This is a genomic window from Roseibium sp. FZY0029 (assembly GCF_036350355.1).
In the GTDB taxonomy this organism is placed as follows: domain Bacteria; phylum Pseudomonadota; class Alphaproteobacteria; order Rhizobiales; family Stappiaceae; genus Roseibium.
In genome coordinates, this window is the sequence record NZ_JAZDVZ010000015.1 from 51,988 (window position 1) to 69,548 (window position 17,561).

13 protein-coding genes are annotated in these 17,561 nt (G+C 59.9%); 12 read left to right on the forward strand and 1 reads right to left on the reverse strand.

What is annotated here, in order from left to right; all coding sequences use genetic code 11:
- Nucleotides 1–23: 23 nt before the first annotated feature.
- The 6 genes from V1T76_RS28280 to V1T76_RS28305 all read left to right on the forward strand — a co-directional run bounded on the left by V1T76_RS28280 (nt 24) and on the right by V1T76_RS28305 (nt 7,043).
- Nucleotides 24–1,100 carry an extracellular solute-binding protein gene (locus tag V1T76_RS28280; protein WP_006937073.1) on the forward strand — a complete coding sequence of 359 codons (1,077 nt, stop codon included), beginning with the start codon at nt 24–26 and terminating at the stop codon, nt 1,098–1,100.
- Nucleotides 1,101–1,238: 138 nt separating this feature from the next.
- The gene (locus V1T76_RS28285) at nt 1,239–2,363 is read left to right on the forward strand and encodes an ABC transporter ATP-binding protein (protein ID WP_330564012.1); all 1,125 of its coding nucleotides are present in this window, start codon (nt 1,239–1,241) and stop codon (nt 2,361–2,363) included.
- A complete protein-coding gene (locus tag V1T76_RS28290; RefSeq protein WP_330564013.1) occupies nt 2,360–3,232 on the forward strand; it encodes an ABC transporter permease in 873 nt (290 codons plus the stop codon). The genes V1T76_RS28285 and V1T76_RS28290 overlap by 4 nt, the downstream gene beginning before the upstream one ends.
- Before the next feature lie 12 nt (nt 3,233–3,244).
- Nucleotides 3,245–4,105 (forward strand): ABC transporter permease, encoded by an 861-nt coding sequence (locus tag V1T76_RS28295; protein WP_330564014.1) that lies wholly within the window; start codon nt 3,245–3,247, stop codon nt 4,103–4,105.
- Between the two features lie 8 nt (nt 4,106–4,113).
- A complete protein-coding gene (locus V1T76_RS28300; RefSeq protein WP_330564015.1) occupies nt 4,114–5,736 on the forward strand; it encodes a GMC family oxidoreductase in 1,623 nt (540 codons plus the stop codon).
- Between the two features lie 8 nt (nt 5,737–5,744).
- Nucleotides 5,745–7,043 (forward strand): NAD(P)/FAD-dependent oxidoreductase, encoded by a 1,299-nt coding sequence (locus V1T76_RS28305; RefSeq protein WP_330564016.1) that lies wholly within the window; start codon nt 5,745–5,747, stop codon nt 7,041–7,043.
- Nucleotides 7,044–7,084: 41 nt separating this feature from the next.
- Here V1T76_RS28305 and V1T76_RS28310 read toward each other — a convergent pair whose 3' ends face one another.
- Nucleotides 7,085–7,999, reverse strand: a complete 915-nt coding sequence (locus V1T76_RS28310; protein WP_330564017.1) for a LysR family transcriptional regulator — start codon at nt 7,997–7,999, stop codon at nt 7,085–7,087.
- A gap of 167 nt (nt 8,000–8,166) precedes the next feature.
- Between V1T76_RS28310 and V1T76_RS28315 the strand changes: the two genes are divergently transcribed.
- The 6 genes from V1T76_RS28315 (at nt 8,167) to V1T76_RS28340 (ending at nt 17,111) form a co-directional block, all read left to right on the forward strand.
- On the forward strand, nt 8,167–8,964 hold the full coding sequence (locus tag V1T76_RS28315; RefSeq protein ID WP_330564018.1) for an alpha/beta hydrolase: 798 nt from the start codon (nt 8,167–8,169) through the stop codon (nt 8,962–8,964).
- A 59-nt stretch (nt 8,965–9,023) separates the two neighbouring features.
- Nucleotides 9,024–10,217 (forward strand): efflux RND transporter periplasmic adaptor subunit, encoded by a 1,194-nt coding sequence (locus tag V1T76_RS28320; protein WP_330564019.1) that lies wholly within the window; start codon nt 9,024–9,026, stop codon nt 10,215–10,217.
- A gap of 122 nt (nt 10,218–10,339) precedes the next feature.
- Complete coding sequence (locus tag V1T76_RS28325; protein ID WP_330564020.1) at nt 10,340–13,528, forward strand: efflux RND transporter permease subunit; 3,189 nt, start codon at nt 10,340–10,342, stop codon at nt 13,526–13,528.
- 360 nt (nt 13,529–13,888) lie between these two features.
- Complete coding sequence (locus tag V1T76_RS28330; RefSeq protein ID WP_330564021.1) at nt 13,889–15,028, forward strand: TRAP transporter substrate-binding protein; 1,140 nt, start codon at nt 13,889–13,891, stop codon at nt 15,026–15,028.
- A gap of 63 nt (nt 15,029–15,091) precedes the next feature.
- Entirely contained in the window at nt 15,092–15,799 is a 708-nt protein-coding gene (locus V1T76_RS28335; RefSeq protein ID WP_330564022.1) for a TRAP transporter small permease subunit, read from the forward strand.
- 1 nt (nt 15,800) lies between these two features.
- Nucleotides 15,801–17,111 (forward strand): TRAP transporter large permease, encoded by a 1,311-nt coding sequence (locus V1T76_RS28340; protein WP_330564023.1) that lies wholly within the window; start codon nt 15,801–15,803, stop codon nt 17,109–17,111.
- The last annotated feature ends 450 nt before the right edge of the window (nt 17,112–17,561 follow it).

Here is a 17,561-nt window from a genome sequence, read left to right on the forward strand (position 1 = left end):
CTAAGTGCATTCAGGAGGACGTCATGCATTTGAAAACAACACTAACCGGCCTGTTGGCCGCAACCATGCTTGCGGGTGCCGGCTCTGCCCAGGCAGAGACCCTGCGCCTGTTGACCTGGGGGTCCTACGCCCCCGACGAACTGGTCCAAAAATTTGAAGAAGAATATCCGGACATCGACGTTGAAGTCACCTTCTCCAACAACGAGGAAATGATTGCCAAGCTGCGCGCCACCGGCGGTGCGGGCTTCGACCTGGCCCAGCCGAGCCATGACCGCATCTACGCGGCCCAGCTGGAATATGACATCTACAAGCCGATGGACCTTTCCAAGATCGATACCAGCGTCATGGAAGCCAAGCTGCTGGAAGGCGTGAAGGCGAACACGACGATCGAGGGTGAAGTCTATGCGGTTCCCCACCAGTGGGGCACGTCCGGGCTGATGGCCGACAAGACCAAGGCTCCGGATCTTTCAAGCTGGGCCGATCTTTGCGACCCGGCCTACAAGGGCAAGACCTCGATGCGCCTGAAGCGCACGATCCTGCTCGGCACGGCCTTCTCGATGGGGGAAGACCCGTTCGCGGCCTATTCGGACCTCGAGAAATACCAGGGCATCCTGGACAAGGTCGCCGACAAGCTGATCGAGTGCAAGGACAACATCAAGGCCTACTGGAAGGGTGGCGACGACCTGTCTGCCATGATGCTGTCAGGCGAAATCGTGGCCTCCGAGACCTGGGATTCCACCGCCTACAAGCTCTATGACCAGAACCAGAACATCGTCTTCGTTCCGCCGAAGGAAGGCGCACTTGCCTGGATCGACACCTTTGCCCTGCCGCGCAAGGGCAAGGCGGATGATGCCGCCTACAAGTGGATCAACTTCGTTCTGCGGCCGGAAAACGTGACCATCATGTCCGGCAGCACCGGCGCGATTGCCGCGGTCAAGGGTGGCACCGACCTGCTGCCGGAAGACAAGAAGGCAGCCGTCAACGCGGCCTTCACCGCGGCCGATATCGACAATCTCAAGTTCTTTGCCAACATTCCTCCCGGCGTGGAAGACATGGAAGGCAAGACCCTTGAGAAGATCAAGGCAGCCACCGGCGGCTGATCAGGCTCAGGGCTGCCGGAACCGTTCCAGAACCCTTCCGGCAGCCCTTGCCTTTCGAAACAATCAAAACACCGGAGAGAAGCAGCCGGGACCGCCCGGTGCTCCAAACCCCGACCCCTTTCCAGTTGGCCCGCATTCATGAAACCTACCTCTCACGCCTACGATCTTGAATGTCTCGACCTTGCCAAGAGCTTTGGCGGATTTCGTGCCGTCAAAGGCGTCTCCTTCGAGATCCCCAGTGGTTCGTTCTTCTCCATTCTCGGCCCTTCGGGCTGTGGCAAGACGACCCTGATGCGCATGATCGCAGGCTTTGAGGAACCGACCTCCGGCGACATCAAGATCAAGGGCAAGTCGGTGCTCGGCGTGCCGCCCAACCGGCGCAACGTCAAGATGGTGTTCCAGCATCTGGCGCTGTTCCCGATGATGAACGTCTACGAGAACATCGCCTATGGCCTCAGGTGTGCAGGCGTGAACAATGCCGACATCAAGCGCAAGGTTCAGGACGTGCTGGAGCGGATCGCCCTGCCCGACGTCGGCGAACGCGAAATCCACCAGTTGTCCGGCGGCCAGAAGCAGCGCATTGCCATTGCCCGCTGCATGGTGCTCGACCCGGATGTGCTCTTGCTCGATGAACCGCTCGGCGCGCTCGACCTGAAGCTGCGCGAAGCGATGAAGATCGAATTGAAACTACTGCAGCACCAGTTCAACACGACCTTTATCTACATCACCCACGACCAGTCGGAAGCGCTAGTGATGTCCGACAATGTCGCCATCATGAACCAGGGCCTGTTCGAACAGATCGGCACGCCGCAGGATCTCTACCACCATCCCAAGACCGCCTTCGTCGCCGGCTTTGTCGGCGACAGCAACCGCTGGTCGGGCACGGTGAAATCCGCGGACGGCACAGGCGGCAAGGTGGAGACGGACCAGGGCCTTTCGATGAGCTTCAGCGCCGGCGCGGGTCAGACCATTCGTGATGGCGACAAGGTCGAGATTTTCGTGCGGCCGGAATTCATCCGCACGGTGCGCGCGTCAGAAGCCGATCAAGCGCTGGCAGAGGGCGACAACCAGATGAGCGGTGTCATCGACAGCCTGCTGTTCAACGGTGCCAACAGCCGCGTGCTGGTGCGCACAGGCAGCGGCGAGCTGATCGAATCCGATGTCACGGTGACCGGCAACAACGATCTGAAACCCGGCGAGGACGTTCGCCTGGTCTGGTCGTCGCGCCAGGCCATGTGCTTTGCCTGCCCGGGGAGCGCATGATGCAGAACAAGGACATCAAACGGCTTTCCCTGATCCTGCTGTTCTCGCCCTTTGCGCTCTGGATCCTGCTTCTGATCATCCTGCCGCACATCGGCATGGTGCTGCTGTCGTTCCGCGAGAAGGTGGCCCCACGCGTTTATGAATACAGCTTCGCCAACTATCTGGATTTCATCAACGAGCCGATCTACTGGAACACCCTACTTCGCACCGGCTCCATGTCGCTGCTGGTCACCGCCCTGGCCCTGCTGATCGGCTTTCCGATTGCCTATTACATTGCCAAGATCGCGGGGCCGCGTGCCAGGGGTGGGCTGTTCCTGCTCTGCCTGATCCCGCTCTGGGTCAGCGACCTGATCCGTTCCTTCGGCTGGATTTTGCTCCTGCGTGAAACCGGAGTGATTTCAAACTTCCTGCTGTGGACCGGCCTGATCGGCGAGCCTGTCGAGTTTCTCTACAACGACATCGCGGTCATCATCGGTCTCGTCTACACCGTGATCCTGTTCATGATCGTACCGCTGGTTTCCACGCTCGACGGCATGGACAATTCCATGATCGAGGCCGGGTATAATCTGGGTGGCAACGGTTTCACCGTCTTGCGCCGGATCATCATTCCCTACGCGATGCCGGGCATCGTGGCCGGCTGCATCGTCACCTTCATGCTGACGGCAGGCTCCTACCTGACGCCGATCCTTCTCGGCGGCAAGAACTCGAGCTGGTTCACCGAACAGATCTACAATCAGTTCATCACCCGGTTCAATTGGGAGGGCGGCGCGGCCTTCGGCATGCTGCTTCTGCTGTTCACCTCTGTCGTGATCTGGCTCGGCCTGAAACTGTCCGGCCAGACCCTCGCCAACACCGTGGCCAAGAGCTGAGGAGGACAGACGATGCTTGCGCAAAAGAAATCCTCTCCGTTCCTGATGGGCTACCGTCTTTATGTCGTTGCCTTCTTCATCTTCCTGGCAGCACCGCTGATCTCGGCCGGAGCGTTTGCCTTCAACGACAGCCTGTTCCCGGCGCTGCCGTGGCAGGGCTTCACGCTGGACTGGTTCTTCAGCGATACCGAGCCAAAACTCGGCATGTTCCACGATCGGCGCTTGTTGCAGGGCCTCTATTATTCCTTCGTCATCGCGATCTTCGTTGCCGCGCTCTCCGTCTTTGTCGGCACGACCAACGCATTCCTGTTCGTGCGCGGCGAGTTTCCGGGCAAGAACTTCTTCTACATTCTGATGGTGGTGCCGCTGGTGATCCCGGGGGTTATTCTCGGTATCTCCATCCTCGTGCTGGCCAGCGACACCGCCAACTACATGGAAAACAGGTTCGACCTGGAGCTTGAGTTCCTGAGGCCGGGGCTGCTGCTTGTTGTGTTCGGGCAGTTTTCCTTCATCACGACCATCACCTCGCTGGTGATCACCGCCCGGCTGAAGAAATTCGACGCCACCATGGAAGAAGCCGCCTTCAATCTGGGGGCGAGCCGGGTGCGCGTGTTGCGCACCGTGACGCTGCCGTTCCTGCGACCGGCGATGATTGCTGCGGGCATCGTTGCCTTTCTGGTCTCTTTCGAAAACTTCAACACCACGCTTTTTCTTGTCGGCTCGGAAGCACCGCTGACGATCACCATGTATGACCGGATGGCAAAGGTCGGCTCCACGCCGGTTCTCAATGCCGTCTCCTTCGTGCTCATGGTCGGGTCCGGACTGCTGGCGCTGCTGTCCATCGCCATCCAGCGCGACAAGACCTCTCAATAGGAGCATTCATGACGGAGTTCGACTTTGTCATCGTCGGCGCGGGCTCGGCAGGCTCGGTGCTTGCCGACCGGCTGTCGGAAGACGGCAAATACACGGTCTGCCTGCTGGAGGCCGGGGGCTCGGATCTCAATTTCTGGATCTGGATGCCGATCGGCTATGGCAAGGCGTTCTATAACCGGAACATCAACTGGATGTACCACACCGAAGCGGACCCCGGCCTGAACGACCGTTCGGGCTACTGGCCGCGCGGCAAGGTGCTGGGCGGCTCCAGCTCGATCAATGCCATGGTCTATATCCGCGGCCAGCACGCGGATTTCGAGGACTGGAAGGCCCTTGGCAACACAGGCTGGGGCTGGCAGGACGTTCTGCCCTATTTCAAGCGCTCGGAAACAAACTGCAACGGCGCGGACGACTATCGCGGCGGCGATGGCCCGCTTTATGTCTCTTCCATGGACAAGGACGTCCATCCGCTTTGCGAAAACTTCCTGGCCGCCAGCGAAGAGGCCGGTTTCAGCCGCAATCCGGATTTCAACGGCAAGACCCAGGAAGGGGTTGGCCTCTACCAGATAACCGCGAAAAGCGGGTTCCGCATGTCGACGGCCCGCGCCTATCTTTCCCGCGCGAGAAGACGGCAGAACGTTTCCATCCTGACCAGGGCACACACCACTCGCCTGATCCTTGAGAACGGACGGGCCACCGGTGTTGTCTACAGCCGGGGTGGAACCGAACACACCGTCAAGGCCCGCCGGGAGGTGATCCTGAGTGCCGGCGCCGTCAACTCGCCGCAGATCCTGATGCTGTCCGGCATCGGCGATGGTGCGGAGCTGCAGGCCAAGGGTATCACCCCCTCCGTGCACAGGCCGGCCGTTGGCAAGAACCTGCAGGACCATCTCGGCCTCGATTACCTCTATAGGTCCAGGGTGCCGACGCTGAACCAGCAGCTTTACCCGTGGTGGGGCAAGCTTGCCCAGGGGATCCGTTATGTCCTGACCCGTAGCGGCCCGCTGTCGCTCAGCGTCAACCAGGCCGGCGGCTTCGTCAGAAGCAATCCGGATTGTGAACGGCCGAACATCCAGCTGTATTTTTCGCCCGTCAGCTACACCAAGGCCCCCAAAGGCCAGCGCCCGCTCATGAACCCGGACCCGTTCCCGGGTTTCCTGCTCGGCTTTCAGCCGACGAGGCCGACCAGCCGCGGCCACATCTGCCTGCGCTCGGCCGACCCGTTCGACATGCCTGAGATCCACCCCAATTCGCTCAGCACCAACCGCGATCTCACCGAAATGATCGAAGGCAGCAAGTTGATGCGCAAGATCGCCGAATGCCCTGCCATGCAATCGGTCATCGACGAGGAAATCACCCCCGGCCCGAGTGTCCAGACCGATGAGGACATGCTGGCGGACGTGCGCAGCCGCTGTTCCACCGTCTTTCACCCCGTCAGCACCTGCCGCATGGGGCCGTCGCCGGAGGAGAATGTCGTCGACACGCGTCTGAAGGTTTACGGCGTCGACGGGCTTCGGGTCGTTGATGCCTCTATTTTCCCGACGGTCACGTCCGGCAACACCAACGCACCTGCGATCATGGTTGGCGAAAAAGGCGCGGATCTGATCCTGGAGGACACGCGCGCAGCGTGAGGCACGAGATGACACAGGCTCTTATTGCGGACGACTTCAAGACGACACCCTATTGGCAGGACATCGCCCCGAAGGTTCCTTTGCGGGAGACCGGCCTGCCGGAAGAAATCGACGTGCTGGTGGTCGGTGGCGGCTACACCGGTCTGAACGCTGCGCTCCAGACAGCCCGCGAAGGCCTCGGCACGCTGGTTCTTGATGCGGAAGAGCCTGGCTGGGGGTGCAGCATGCGCAATGGCGGCCAGCTTTCCACCAGCCTCAAGCCATCCTTCTCCAGCCTGGCGCGCAGTTACGGCAAGGAACTCGCCACCCAACTCTGCCAGGAAGGGCAGGCATCGCTGGACTATATGCACGCGCTTTCCAAGGAAGACGGCCTTGAGCTGGGCTTGCGGGAAACCGGCCGCTTCCACGGCGCCCACAAGCCGCATCTTTACGAAAGCCTCGCCAAGGACTGTACCGCCGGGCACCCGGTCTGGAAAACCGACGCCTTCATGGTGCCGAAAAGCGATATGGCGAAGGAGCTCGGAACAGAGGCCTATCATGGCGGCATCGTCAATCCGCATCATTGCAGCATCGACGTCAGCCAATATCACCCTTCGCTTCTGAGCAAGGTTCTGGCGGAAGGCGCAATGGTGCGCGGCAAGTGCCGGGTGATGTCGCTTGAACGCGACGCGTCAGGCTTCAAGGTGCTGACAAGCAGCGGTCCTCTGAAGGCAGGCAAGGTCATTCTGGCGACCAATGGATACTCCGGCCCGCTTTCGCCTTGGTTGCAACGGCGGCTGATCCCCATCGGCTCCTATGTGATCGCGACCGAGGAAATCCCGCGCGAAACGATAGACCGGCTGTTCCCGACGGACCGGGTCCTGTCCGACACCAGAAAGCTGGTCTACTACTACCGGCTTTCGCCCGACCGGAAGCGCGTGCTTTTTGGCGGCCGGGTTTCCTTGAGCGAAACAGATCCACGCAACAGCGCGCTCAAACTCCACCGGGACATGACAGCCCTCTTTCCAGACCTGGCTAGGGTGAGGATCAGCCATGCCTGGATGGGGTTTGTCGGCTACACCTTCGACACGCTCGCCCACGCAGGCGAGGACAAGGGGCTGTTTCATGCAGGCGGCTATTGCGGGTCCGGTGTCGGCATGGCGAGCTATCTCGGAATGCGTATCGGCCAGAAGGCCGCCGGCCTGGAAAAATCCCCCTCCGCTTTTGAGAAGATCCCCTTCCGGACGCGGCCGCTTTATCAGGGCAATCCCTGGTTCCTGGCCCCCTCCGTGCTTGTCTACCGCCTGCGGGACAGGTTCGGGATCTGACACTGGCATGCCCATTTGTCGTTCGCGAACGTGTGCTGCACTCAGGACTGGCCTGGAGCCGGTATTTCGGCAAGCACACGCACCAGCCAATCGACGAAAACGCGAACCTTGTTCGACAGATGCCGGTTGGGCGGGTAGACGATGTAGAGAGGAATGGTGTCGGCCGACCATTCCGTCAGAACCGGCACCAGGTCGCCGCGCTCCAGTTCCTTCTGCACCATGAAGTCCGGCAATTGAGCGATGCCATGCCCGGCCAGCGCGGCTGCAACATAGCTGCGGGCGTCGTTGACCGAGCAGTGATACCGCCCGTCGACCAGAATTTCCTCACCGTCCTTGCGAAACGTCAGAGGATTCGTGCGCCCCTTGGCGGCAACAAAGTAGCTGACACTAAAGTGGTTGGCCTGCACATCCGCCGGGCTTTCCGGAATTCCCATCCGCTCCAGGTACGAAGCTGCCGCGCAAGTCATCAACCCGACCTCCGCCACCCGACGCGCAATCAGCGACTGATCAGCCGGGGCGCCGCCACGCAGGGCGCAGTCGACATTCTCCGCCAGATAATCGACCGTCCTGTCACCGATCCCGATATCGATCTGGATATCCGGATATTTTTCATAAAACCCGCCAAGCGCCGGAATGACAAACCAGTCTGCAAAAGCGCCCGACATTTCCACGCGCAGCCGTCCCCCCGGATTGCTTTGCGCCTGGGTCAGGCTGGCATCCAGCTCATCGACCTCCGACACGATCTGGGCAGCGCGCTCATAGTAGAGCGCGCCGTCGGTCGTCACGATCACCCGCCGCGTTGTCCGGTTGAGCAATTTGGTCTGCAGATGCTTTTCAAGGTTCTGGATCAGGTTGGTGACCGTCGCCTTCGGCATCTGAAGAGAGTCGGCGGCGCGGGTGAAATTGCCTGTTTCAACCACCCTGACAAAGGTGCGCATGGCAGAGAGTTGATCCATTTCTGAGCGTCCTGACCAAAAAATAGGCTTATTATTCGAAAGTTCGAATAGTGAAACCAATAATACACCCCTTATTCCAGACTTGGAACAACAATACCTATCAGACAAGCAAGAGGGCTGGTGCAGCCTGTCTTCCCTCAATCACTGGACACGAAACGGCGCTGAAAATGACGGTTCAGATCAAGGACATGACGCTCGACAAGGTGGCCATCGGCCCCGTGGCGGCGCGTGTCTATCAGGGAGCTGAATACAGCAAGGCGCCGCCGGTCCTGATTTACTTTCACGGCGGGGCCTTTCAAGGCACCTTGCCGCAGGACTGCGAGGTCGCGCACATCATCGCCGAAACCGGCGCAATTGTCGTGATGCCGGACTACAACGTGCCGCTTGGAAGCGTTTTCCCGAAACCACTGGAAACGGGATTTTCGATCTTCTCCTATCTGGCCAAGAAACGCGCCGGCCTGGGGAACCGCAAATCCCTGCTTCTTGTCGGCGGCGTCGAGGCCGGTGGCAACATCGCGGCGGCTGTCGCCCTGAAAGCCAGGGATCACTTCGCCGATGAACTGGACGGACAGATCCTGCTTTCACCCCTGCTTGACCCTTTCATGGGTTCAACTTCGTTTCAGTCTGCCGGCGGCATCGGCATGAAGGATATCTGGGCCGACGGCTGGAGCCACTATCTCAGCACCGGCATGTGCCACCCCTATGCAGCCCCGTGCATGTGCTCACGCCTCACAGGCGTTGCCCCGGCGCTGGTTCTGTGCTCGCAGGACGATCCGCTGAAAGACGAAACGCTCGGCTTTGCTTCCTGCCTGCAGAAGGCAGGCGTTGACGTTCACCAGCATGTTCTCCCCGCCGGGGCAGGCTGGCCATCACTCTACGGCGGAAAGACGGACGAGACCCCGACTTGGCAAGAAACCGTCAGCCAGCAGTTTTCGGGTTTCACGCAGTCTGTCAGCATCCATTGAATTTATACCTAAACCCTTCTGAAAATTGAGTTTTCAGCAGGGTTTCCAAGGAGAGACCAATGACATCAAGACGCAAGATCTGGGCCCTGACGGGCGCCAGCCTGGCAGTTGCTGTCTCTGTTTCAGCCGCTGTCCTCGTCATGAACCTTCCTGTCAGCAGCCCGGCAACAGCCGCCGGCGGCACGGTCGCCATCCCGGCGGTGCCGGTGACCGTGGCAGAGGTCAAGTCCCGCGAAATCACCGTGTGGGAAGATTTTTCCGGCAGGCTGGAAGCCGTCGACCGGGTGCAGATCCGCTCCCGTGTGGCCGGCGCCATCCAGTCGGTCGATTTCCGTGAAGGCGCGCTGGTGGAAGCCGGTGACCTGCTTTTCACCATTGATCCGGCTCCCTATGAAGCTGCCGTCGCCCAGAGGGAAGGTCAGGTCGAACTGGCGCAAACCCAGCTCAACCTCGCCAAGCTGGAACTGGATCGCGGCAACAAACTGATCGAAAACCGGACCATCTCCCAAAGCGTTCTCGACCAGCGCCACAACGCCTACGCCGAAGCTCAAGCCAACCTCAGATCCGCGAAAGCGGCCCTCAGGTCCGCCAAGCTGGAACTCGGTTACACCAAGGTACTGGCTCCTGTCTCCGGCCGTGTCGGCAAGATCGAGATCACCGTCGGCAATCTGGTTGCTGCGGGGTCCACCTCGCCGGCCCTGACCACCCTCGTCTCCGTCGACCCGATCTATGCAAGCTTCAACGCAAGTGAGGATCTGGTCTCGCGGGTTCTGGCCGAATTGCCGGAGACAGATGCCGCGGTACCGCCGCTGGACATGATCCCGGTGGAGATCGAAACCTCGGCAACCGCCGGACATCCGGTGAAGGGCAAGCTTCAACTGGTCGACAACCAGGTTGATGCCGTGAGCGGTACCATCGGCGTCAGGGCTGTCTTCGACAATCCGGGCGGTAAGCTGATCCCGGGCCAGTTCGTACGCATCCGCATGGGTGAACCCAGGCCGGAACAAAAAGTCCTGATCAGCGAACGCGCCATCGGCACCGACCAGGACAAGAAATACGTCTATGTTGTCGGCGACGACAACAAGGTGGCCTACAGGTCGATCAACCTTGGCAGGACCGCCGAAGGTGCACGCATCGTCAACAGCGGGCTCGAACCGGGTGAACGCATCGTCGTCAACGGCCTGCAACGCATCCGTTCAGGCGCGCTGGTCGATCCGCAGGTCGAAAACGACGTTGCCGCCGCCTCGAACTGAGTAAACAGGCGGAGCCCGGGCGCTCCGCCTCTCCTCTCCAACAATTCAAGTCATGATTGCCGGCGGCGCCGCCACCGGCCGGGGACGTGTTGTCCCGATTTCCGACCGGAAAGGGCCTGGATATGAATATTTCTAGATTCTTTGTCGACCGCCCGGTCTTTGCCGGTGTGCTGTCTGTCCTCATTCTCATCGCCGGCCTGATCGGCCTCAGGGCACTGCCGATTTCCGAATATCCGGAGGTGGTTCCCCCATCAATCGTCGTGCGTGCCGCCTATCCGGGTGCGAACCCGAAAGTCATTGCCGAAACGGTGGCAACACCGCTGGAAGAGCAGATCAACGGTGTCGAGGGCATGCTTTACATGTCCAGCCAGGCGACCTCCGACGGTGTCATGACACTCACGGTGACTTTCGAACTCGGCACCGATCCCGACCAGGCCCAGCAGCTTGTCCAGAACCGCGTCTCCCAGGCCGAACCGCGCCTGCCGGCGGAGGTCAGGAACCTGGGTGTGACAACGGTCAAGAGCTCGCCCGACCTGATGATGGTCGTGAACCTGACATCGCCGGACAACCGCTACGACATCACCTATCTGCGCAACTACGCCGTTCTCAACATCAAGGACCGACTGGCGCGCCTTCAGGGTGTCGGCCAGGTTCAGGTGTTCGGTTCCGGCGATTATTCCATGCGCGTGTGGGTCGACCCGCAAAAGGCGGCTGGACACAATCTGGCAGCCAGCGACATCACCAACGCCATCCGCCAACAGAACGTGCAGGCCGCCGCCGGCATCATCGGCGCTTCGCCCAATCTGGAAGGCGTTGACGTTCAGCTCAGCGTCAATGCGCAGGGGCGTCTTCAGACACCGGAAGAATTCGGCAACATCATCGTCCGCACCGGTGAAAACGGTGAAGTCACCCGGCTGCGCGACGTTGCCCGGATCGAACTTGGCGCGGCAGATTATTCCCTGCGCTCCCTGCTCGACGGCAAACCCGCCGTCGCCATTCCCGTGTTTCAGGCACCCGGTTCCAACGCCATCGCGATCTCCGATGCGGTGGTCGAGACGATGAACGACCTACAGGTCGCCATGCCCGACGGCGTCAAATACGAGATTGTCTACGACACCACAAAATTCGTCCGTTCCTCCATCGAGAAGGTGGTCGACACGCTGCTGGAAGCCGTGGTGCTGGTGGTTCTGGTCGTGATCCTGTTCCTGCAGACATGGCGGGCGTCGATCATTCCGCTCATCGCTGTTCCCGTGTCGATCATCGGCACGTTCGGGGTCATGTATGTCTTCGGCTTCTCCATCAACGCGCTCAGCCTGTTCGGCCTGGTTCTCGCGATCGGCATCGTTGTCGATGACGCGATTGTGGTCGTGGAAAACGTCGAGCGGAACATCGAGAACGGGCTGAACCCGCGTCAGGCCACCTACAAGGCCATGAAGGAAGTTTCCGGACCCATCATTGCCATCGCGCTGGTGCTGGTGGCCGTGTTTGTGCCGCTGGCCTTCATCACGGGGCTTTCGGGACAGTTCTATCGCCAGTTCGCGCTGACAATTGCAATCTCCACCGTCATCTCGGCCATCAATTCGCTCACCCTGTCCCCGGCTTTGGCGGCCCTTCTCCTGAAGGATCACCATGCGCCCAAGGATTGGCTGACCCGGGCGATGGACTTCCTGTTCGGCTGGTTCTTCAGGGGCTTCAACCGGGCATTCGGTGCCGGGTCCAACGCTTATGGCAAGAGCGTCGGCGGCCTGTTGTCCCGCAAGACCATTGTCATGGTGGTCTACATGGCACTGGCAGGGGCAACCTACAGCCTCTTCACCACAGTTCCCGGCGGCTTCGTTCCGGCGCAGGACAAACAGTATCTGATCGGTTTTGCCCAGCTTCCCGATGCGGCAACGCTGGACCGGACGGAAGATGTCATCCGCCGGATGAGCGAGGTTGCCATGGAACAGGAAGGCGTCGAACACGCCATCGCCTTCCCGGGTCTGTCGATCAACGGCTTCACCAACTCTTCCAACGCCGGCATCGTCTTCGCCACCCTGACCGATTTCGAGGAACGCCAGTCTCCGGAGCTGTCGGGCAATGCGATTGCCATGCAGCTGAACCAGAAGTTCGGAACCATCCAGGACGCGTTCATCGCCATGTTCTCGCCTCCGCCCGTCCAGGGCCTGGGGACCACCGGCGGGTTCAAACTGCAGATCGAGGATCGAGCCGGTCTCGGCTATCAGGCACTCGACGCCGCCAACAAGGCCTTCCTGGCGAAGGCCTATCAGACCCCGGAACTGGCGGGACTGTTCTCCAGTTTCCAGATCAACGTGCCGCAGCTTTATGCGGATCTTGATCGCACCAAGGCGGAGCAGCTCGGCGTTTCGGTAACGGATGTGTTCGAGACACTGCAGATCTATCTGGGATCGCTCTATGTCAACGACTTCAACGCCTTCGGCCGCACCTACAGTGTGCGGGTTCAGGCAGACGCCCAGTACCGAGCGCATGCCGACGATATCGGCAAGCTGAAAGTCCGCTCCGTCACCGGCCAGATGATCCCGCTTTCCGCCCTGTTGAAAGTGGAAGCCACCACCGGGCCGGAACGGGCAACCCGCTACAACGGTTTCCTTGCGGCTGACATCAACGGCGGACCGGCGCCCGGCTATTCCTCCGGCCAGGCACAGGCCGCGGTCGAGCGGATCGCGGAAGAAACCCTGCCCAAGGGCATTGCCTTTGAATGGACCGACCTGACCTACCAGCAGATCCTTGCCGGCAGTTCCGGGTTCCTCGTCTTCCCGCTGGCCTTGCTTCTGGTCTACCTGGTGCTTGCCGCCCAGTATGAAAGCCTGATGCTGCCGGTCGCGATCGTCATGATCGTGCCGATGGGCGTCCTTGCCGCGCTGACGGGCGTCTGGCTGACCGCGGGCGACAACAACATCTTCACCCAGATCGGGTTGGTGGTGCTGGTCGGGCTATCGGCGAAAAACGCGATCCTGATCGTGGAATTCGCGCGGGAACTGGAGTTCGAAGGCCGGTCCCCCGTGGAGGCCGCGGTCGAGGCCAGCCGCTTGCGCTTGCGGCCGATCCTGATGACTTCCATGGCCTTTATCATGGGTGTCGTGCCGCTGGTGCTTTCCACCGGCGCCGGTGCGGAAATGCGGTCTGCCATGGGCGTCGCGGTCTTCTCCGGCATGATCGGCGTAACCTTCTTCGGGATCTTCATGACACCGGTCTTCTACGTCCTGGTCCGCAAGCTCTCCGGCAATCGCCCGCTTGTGCAACACGAGGAGACAGCCGAGTTGGAAGACGCGCAGAACGCTGCCTCCTGAATGAAGGCAACATGACAAGCGAAACGCCCCGGAGACATTCGTTTCCGGGGCGTTTTTCCTTGATCAGCCTTTTGCGGCTTCAACGAAAACAACCATCCGGCAACGGTTGCCAGCTGGCGCACCTGCCGTGTCCTCTCATGGATACGAGACTTGGGTGCCCGATATCTCCGCGGCGAAAGGCTACCGTCCTGAGGAGGCGCCGCACATCCATTGGATGCAATGCCGGCACCAACACCCAAATTGCGGGTTCCCGCAAATGGATTGCGTGAATTGACCTGTCCCATCCGGTTGCTGCCCGCGTAACGTGACGTGCCTGGCGTTGGCAAGCCAACACCGTGGCGATGTATGTGGGAGGAAAACATGCAATCGAATAGTTATCGCGAAGACACGAAAGCGCCGCGCGGCGCTGTGCAATTTCAACACCTTGCAGCACGTATCAAGCAAACAGTAACAGCAGGCGGGCTCTTGAAACGTCTGCCGTCGCTGAAGAGCGGAATTCTCACAAGCCTGTTGGCCCTGTCGGTTCTTTCAGCACCGGGCGCCGCATCGGCCGCCGACTACAACTGGACCTTCCAGACATCGGAAACGGCCGGTGAACCGGGCTTCATCAACAAGCAGAAATGGGCTGAACACGTCGAGAAAATGTCCGGTGGCCGGATCGAGATCGAAATCTTGCCGATCGGTGCCGTCGTTCCCCATACCGATACGCTCGATGCTGTCGGCTCCGGCATTCTGCAGGGGCACCTGACCGACCCCAGCTATTTCGCAGGGAAAGACCCCGCCTTTGCCATGATGGGCAACCTTGTCGGCGCCTGGAGCGATCCGTTCGAGCTGATCGGCTTCATGCAATCGGGTGGCGGTCATGAGCTTTACGCCGAACTGGTCGAACCCTATGGCGTCCATTTCATCGGAGCTGCTGCAACCGAGCCGGAAGCTTTCGTCTCCAGCGTTCCGATCCGCACCGTTGAAGACCTGAAGGGCATCAAGATGCGTGCGCCGGAAGGCATGGTCTACGAGATCTTCTCCAAGGCCGGCGCATCTCCGGTTGCGCTTCCCGGTTCCGAGGTCTTCACGGCACTCGACAAGGGCGTGGTTCAAGCCGCCGACTACACGGTTTTTGCAACCAACCAATCACAGGGCATGAATGACGTTGCCCATTATCCGCTCTATCCTGGCTTTCACTCCCTGCCCCTGATCGACATTTCGATGACCAAGTCGATCTGGGATGAACTTCCGGACGACCTGAAGGCCATCCTGAATGCCTCCGTCGACCAGTTCATTTTCGATCACGTTTACTCCGTGCGCAAACTCGATGCGGCCGCTGTCGAGGAAGCCAAGGCAAATCCGGAAATCGAGATCGTCAACTGGTCTGGCGATGAGCGGGCGAAATTCCGCCGGATCGCGCAGCAGGAATGGGAAAACTGGGCCGGCAAGAACGAGCTCACCCAACGCTATTACGATGCGGTGGTCGCTTATCTGAAGGGCCGGAACCAGCTCTGATCTGACCAACGTCTCCTTTGACGCAGCCGCTCCGGGACCCGAAGGTCCGGGAGCGGTCTGACCTTGTTTCCGCCTGACCTGGCATCTGCCGGGCCGGGTGAAGCGAGTGATCGGATTGTGGCCTTCAGCCGAGGCTGGTGGGCCATTCCCCATTTCCCTCAACAGTTTGCCAACCGCACGACGGGAGAAGAAGCCATGCCGGACAATCCGGACGTGAGTGAGCTGGAAGACAATGGCCAAGAGAACCTGCGAACCGGCCTCGACCGGTTCATTGCCGGGTCCGCCAAGCTCTTTTCCTGGGCCATCTTTCTGGCCTTTGCCATCAGTGTTTACGAGGTTATCGCCCGCTACGTTTTCGATAGCCCGACCTATTGGGCCCACGAAAGCACGACCTTCCTGATCGCAGCCATCTTCCTGATCGGCGGCCCTGTCGCCCTTGCCCGCGACAAGCATATCCGCGTGCGCATGATTTATGATTCCGTTTCGCCCGGGGTGCGGCGATGGCTGGATATCGTGAATTCGGTGATCGCGATGATCTTCTTTGCAGGTCTTGGGTACGCAGGTGCGACAATGGCATGGAAGGCAACCCACAGGCCCAACGGAGATATCCATCTGGAAGGCACAGGTACGGCGTGGAACCCGCCGACACCGGCCCTTTTGAAAATCATTATCCTGATCTGTGTCTGCCTGATGTTCGTTCAAACGCTGATGCATCTGATCAAGGCAATCCGCGGCGACGACGCTGCCTACAGCGAACGCGGAGGCAAATGAGATGGGATTGAACGACCTGGGTATTGAATACGGTACAATTCTGCTCGTTGGCAGCATCTTCGTCCTGCTGCTCACAGGTCAGCCTCTGGCCTGGGTGACAGGGCTCGTTGCCCTGGTTTTCACGTTCGGCTGGTTCGGCGGAAATGCGCTTCCGCTGGTCACGGCCCGCATCTTCGGCTTCATCACCGAGTACTCCCTCGTTGCCATTCCGATGTTCATCCTGATGGCGGCACTTCTCGACAGATCGGGCATCGCGAAGGACCTCTTCAACGGAATGCGCGTGCTTGCGGGACGATTACCGGGTGGTGTCGCCGTTCAGACGCTGATTGTTGCCACCCTGATGGCCGCCATGTCCGGCGTTATCGGCGGTGAAATAGTTCTTCTGGGTATTCTTGCCTTGCCGCAGATGCTGAGGCTTGGGTACGACCGCGACTTGTCCATAGGGGTCGTTTGCGCAGGTGGATCGCTCGGGACGATGATGCCGCCCTCCATCGTGCTGATCATCTATGGCCTTGTGGCAAGCGTCTCCATTGCCGACCTCTTCGTTGCGGCCGTCACGCCCGCGCTTATGCTGCTCGGCTGCTATATCGCCTATGTGCTTGTCCGCTGCGTCCGGAACCCGGACCTCGGTCCGCCCATTTCCGAAGAAGAACGGGCAGAAGAAACCGTCGGCAGTGCGATCCGGTCGCTTATCGCACCGGTCTTCATCGTGGTGGCGGTTCTGGGCTCGATCTACGGCGGAATTGCCTCAATCACCGAAGCAGCGGCACTCGGCGTCTCCTCGGTGCTCATCATTTCCCTGCTCCGCCGGGAACTGAACACCCGCATGCTGCAAGACAGTCTGGTGCACACGCTGGAAACCTGCGGCATGATCATCTGGATCGGGATAGCCGCGGCCGTTCTGGTTGGTGTCTATAACCTGATGGGAGGCAACCGCTTCGTTTCCGCAGTCATGCTTGGTCTCGACGCATCGCCCGTGGCCGTCATTCTGATCATGATGCTGATTCTGCTTGTGCTCGGCATGTTCCTCGACTGGATCGGGATAGCCTTGCTGACCTTGCCCATCTTCGTTCCGATCGTCATTCAGCTTGGATATGACCCGATCTGGTTCGGGATCCTGTTTGCCGTCAACATGCAGGTCTCCTACCTGACGCCACCCTTTGGTCCGGCAGCCTTCTACTTGAAAAGTGTCGCCCCGCCGGACATCACGCTCGGCAACATCTATGGAGCCCTCTTACCGTTTATCATGCTGCAGCTCTTCGTCCTGGCAATCCTGCTGTTCTTCCCGGGAATCACGACCTGGATGCTTTAGCGCAAAGGCGTGTCGTAATCATTCAAGTGGCTGCGGCACGCCATTACACATGAAGGCTTCTTTGCCTTCGAAGCCGGCCTCCTGATCCGTGTTACGGGCGACATCATCGCGTTATCACCGCCGCTGATTGTTGAGGAAGACATGATTGACGAGATGGTGTCGACCTTGGGCGGTGTGTTGTCTGGGACGTCTTAGGTTTCGGTGATGAATTAGAGATGCCGGAAACCCCGCCAGTAATGTTGGCGGGGCTATTTTGGTTTTGCGGATATGCTTCTAGTTTGTTTTTGCTTGTTTGTTTTGGACATCAGTGCTGCTTTCGGTGTTCCTGTGAGGTTAAGAACCCGGATGCCGGTGTGCGAACAAACAAAAAAAGGCCGCCCATTGGACGGCCTTTATTGTTTGGTTGCGGGAGCAGGATTTGAGAGTTTTTGTCCCACTGCGTCGGGCATA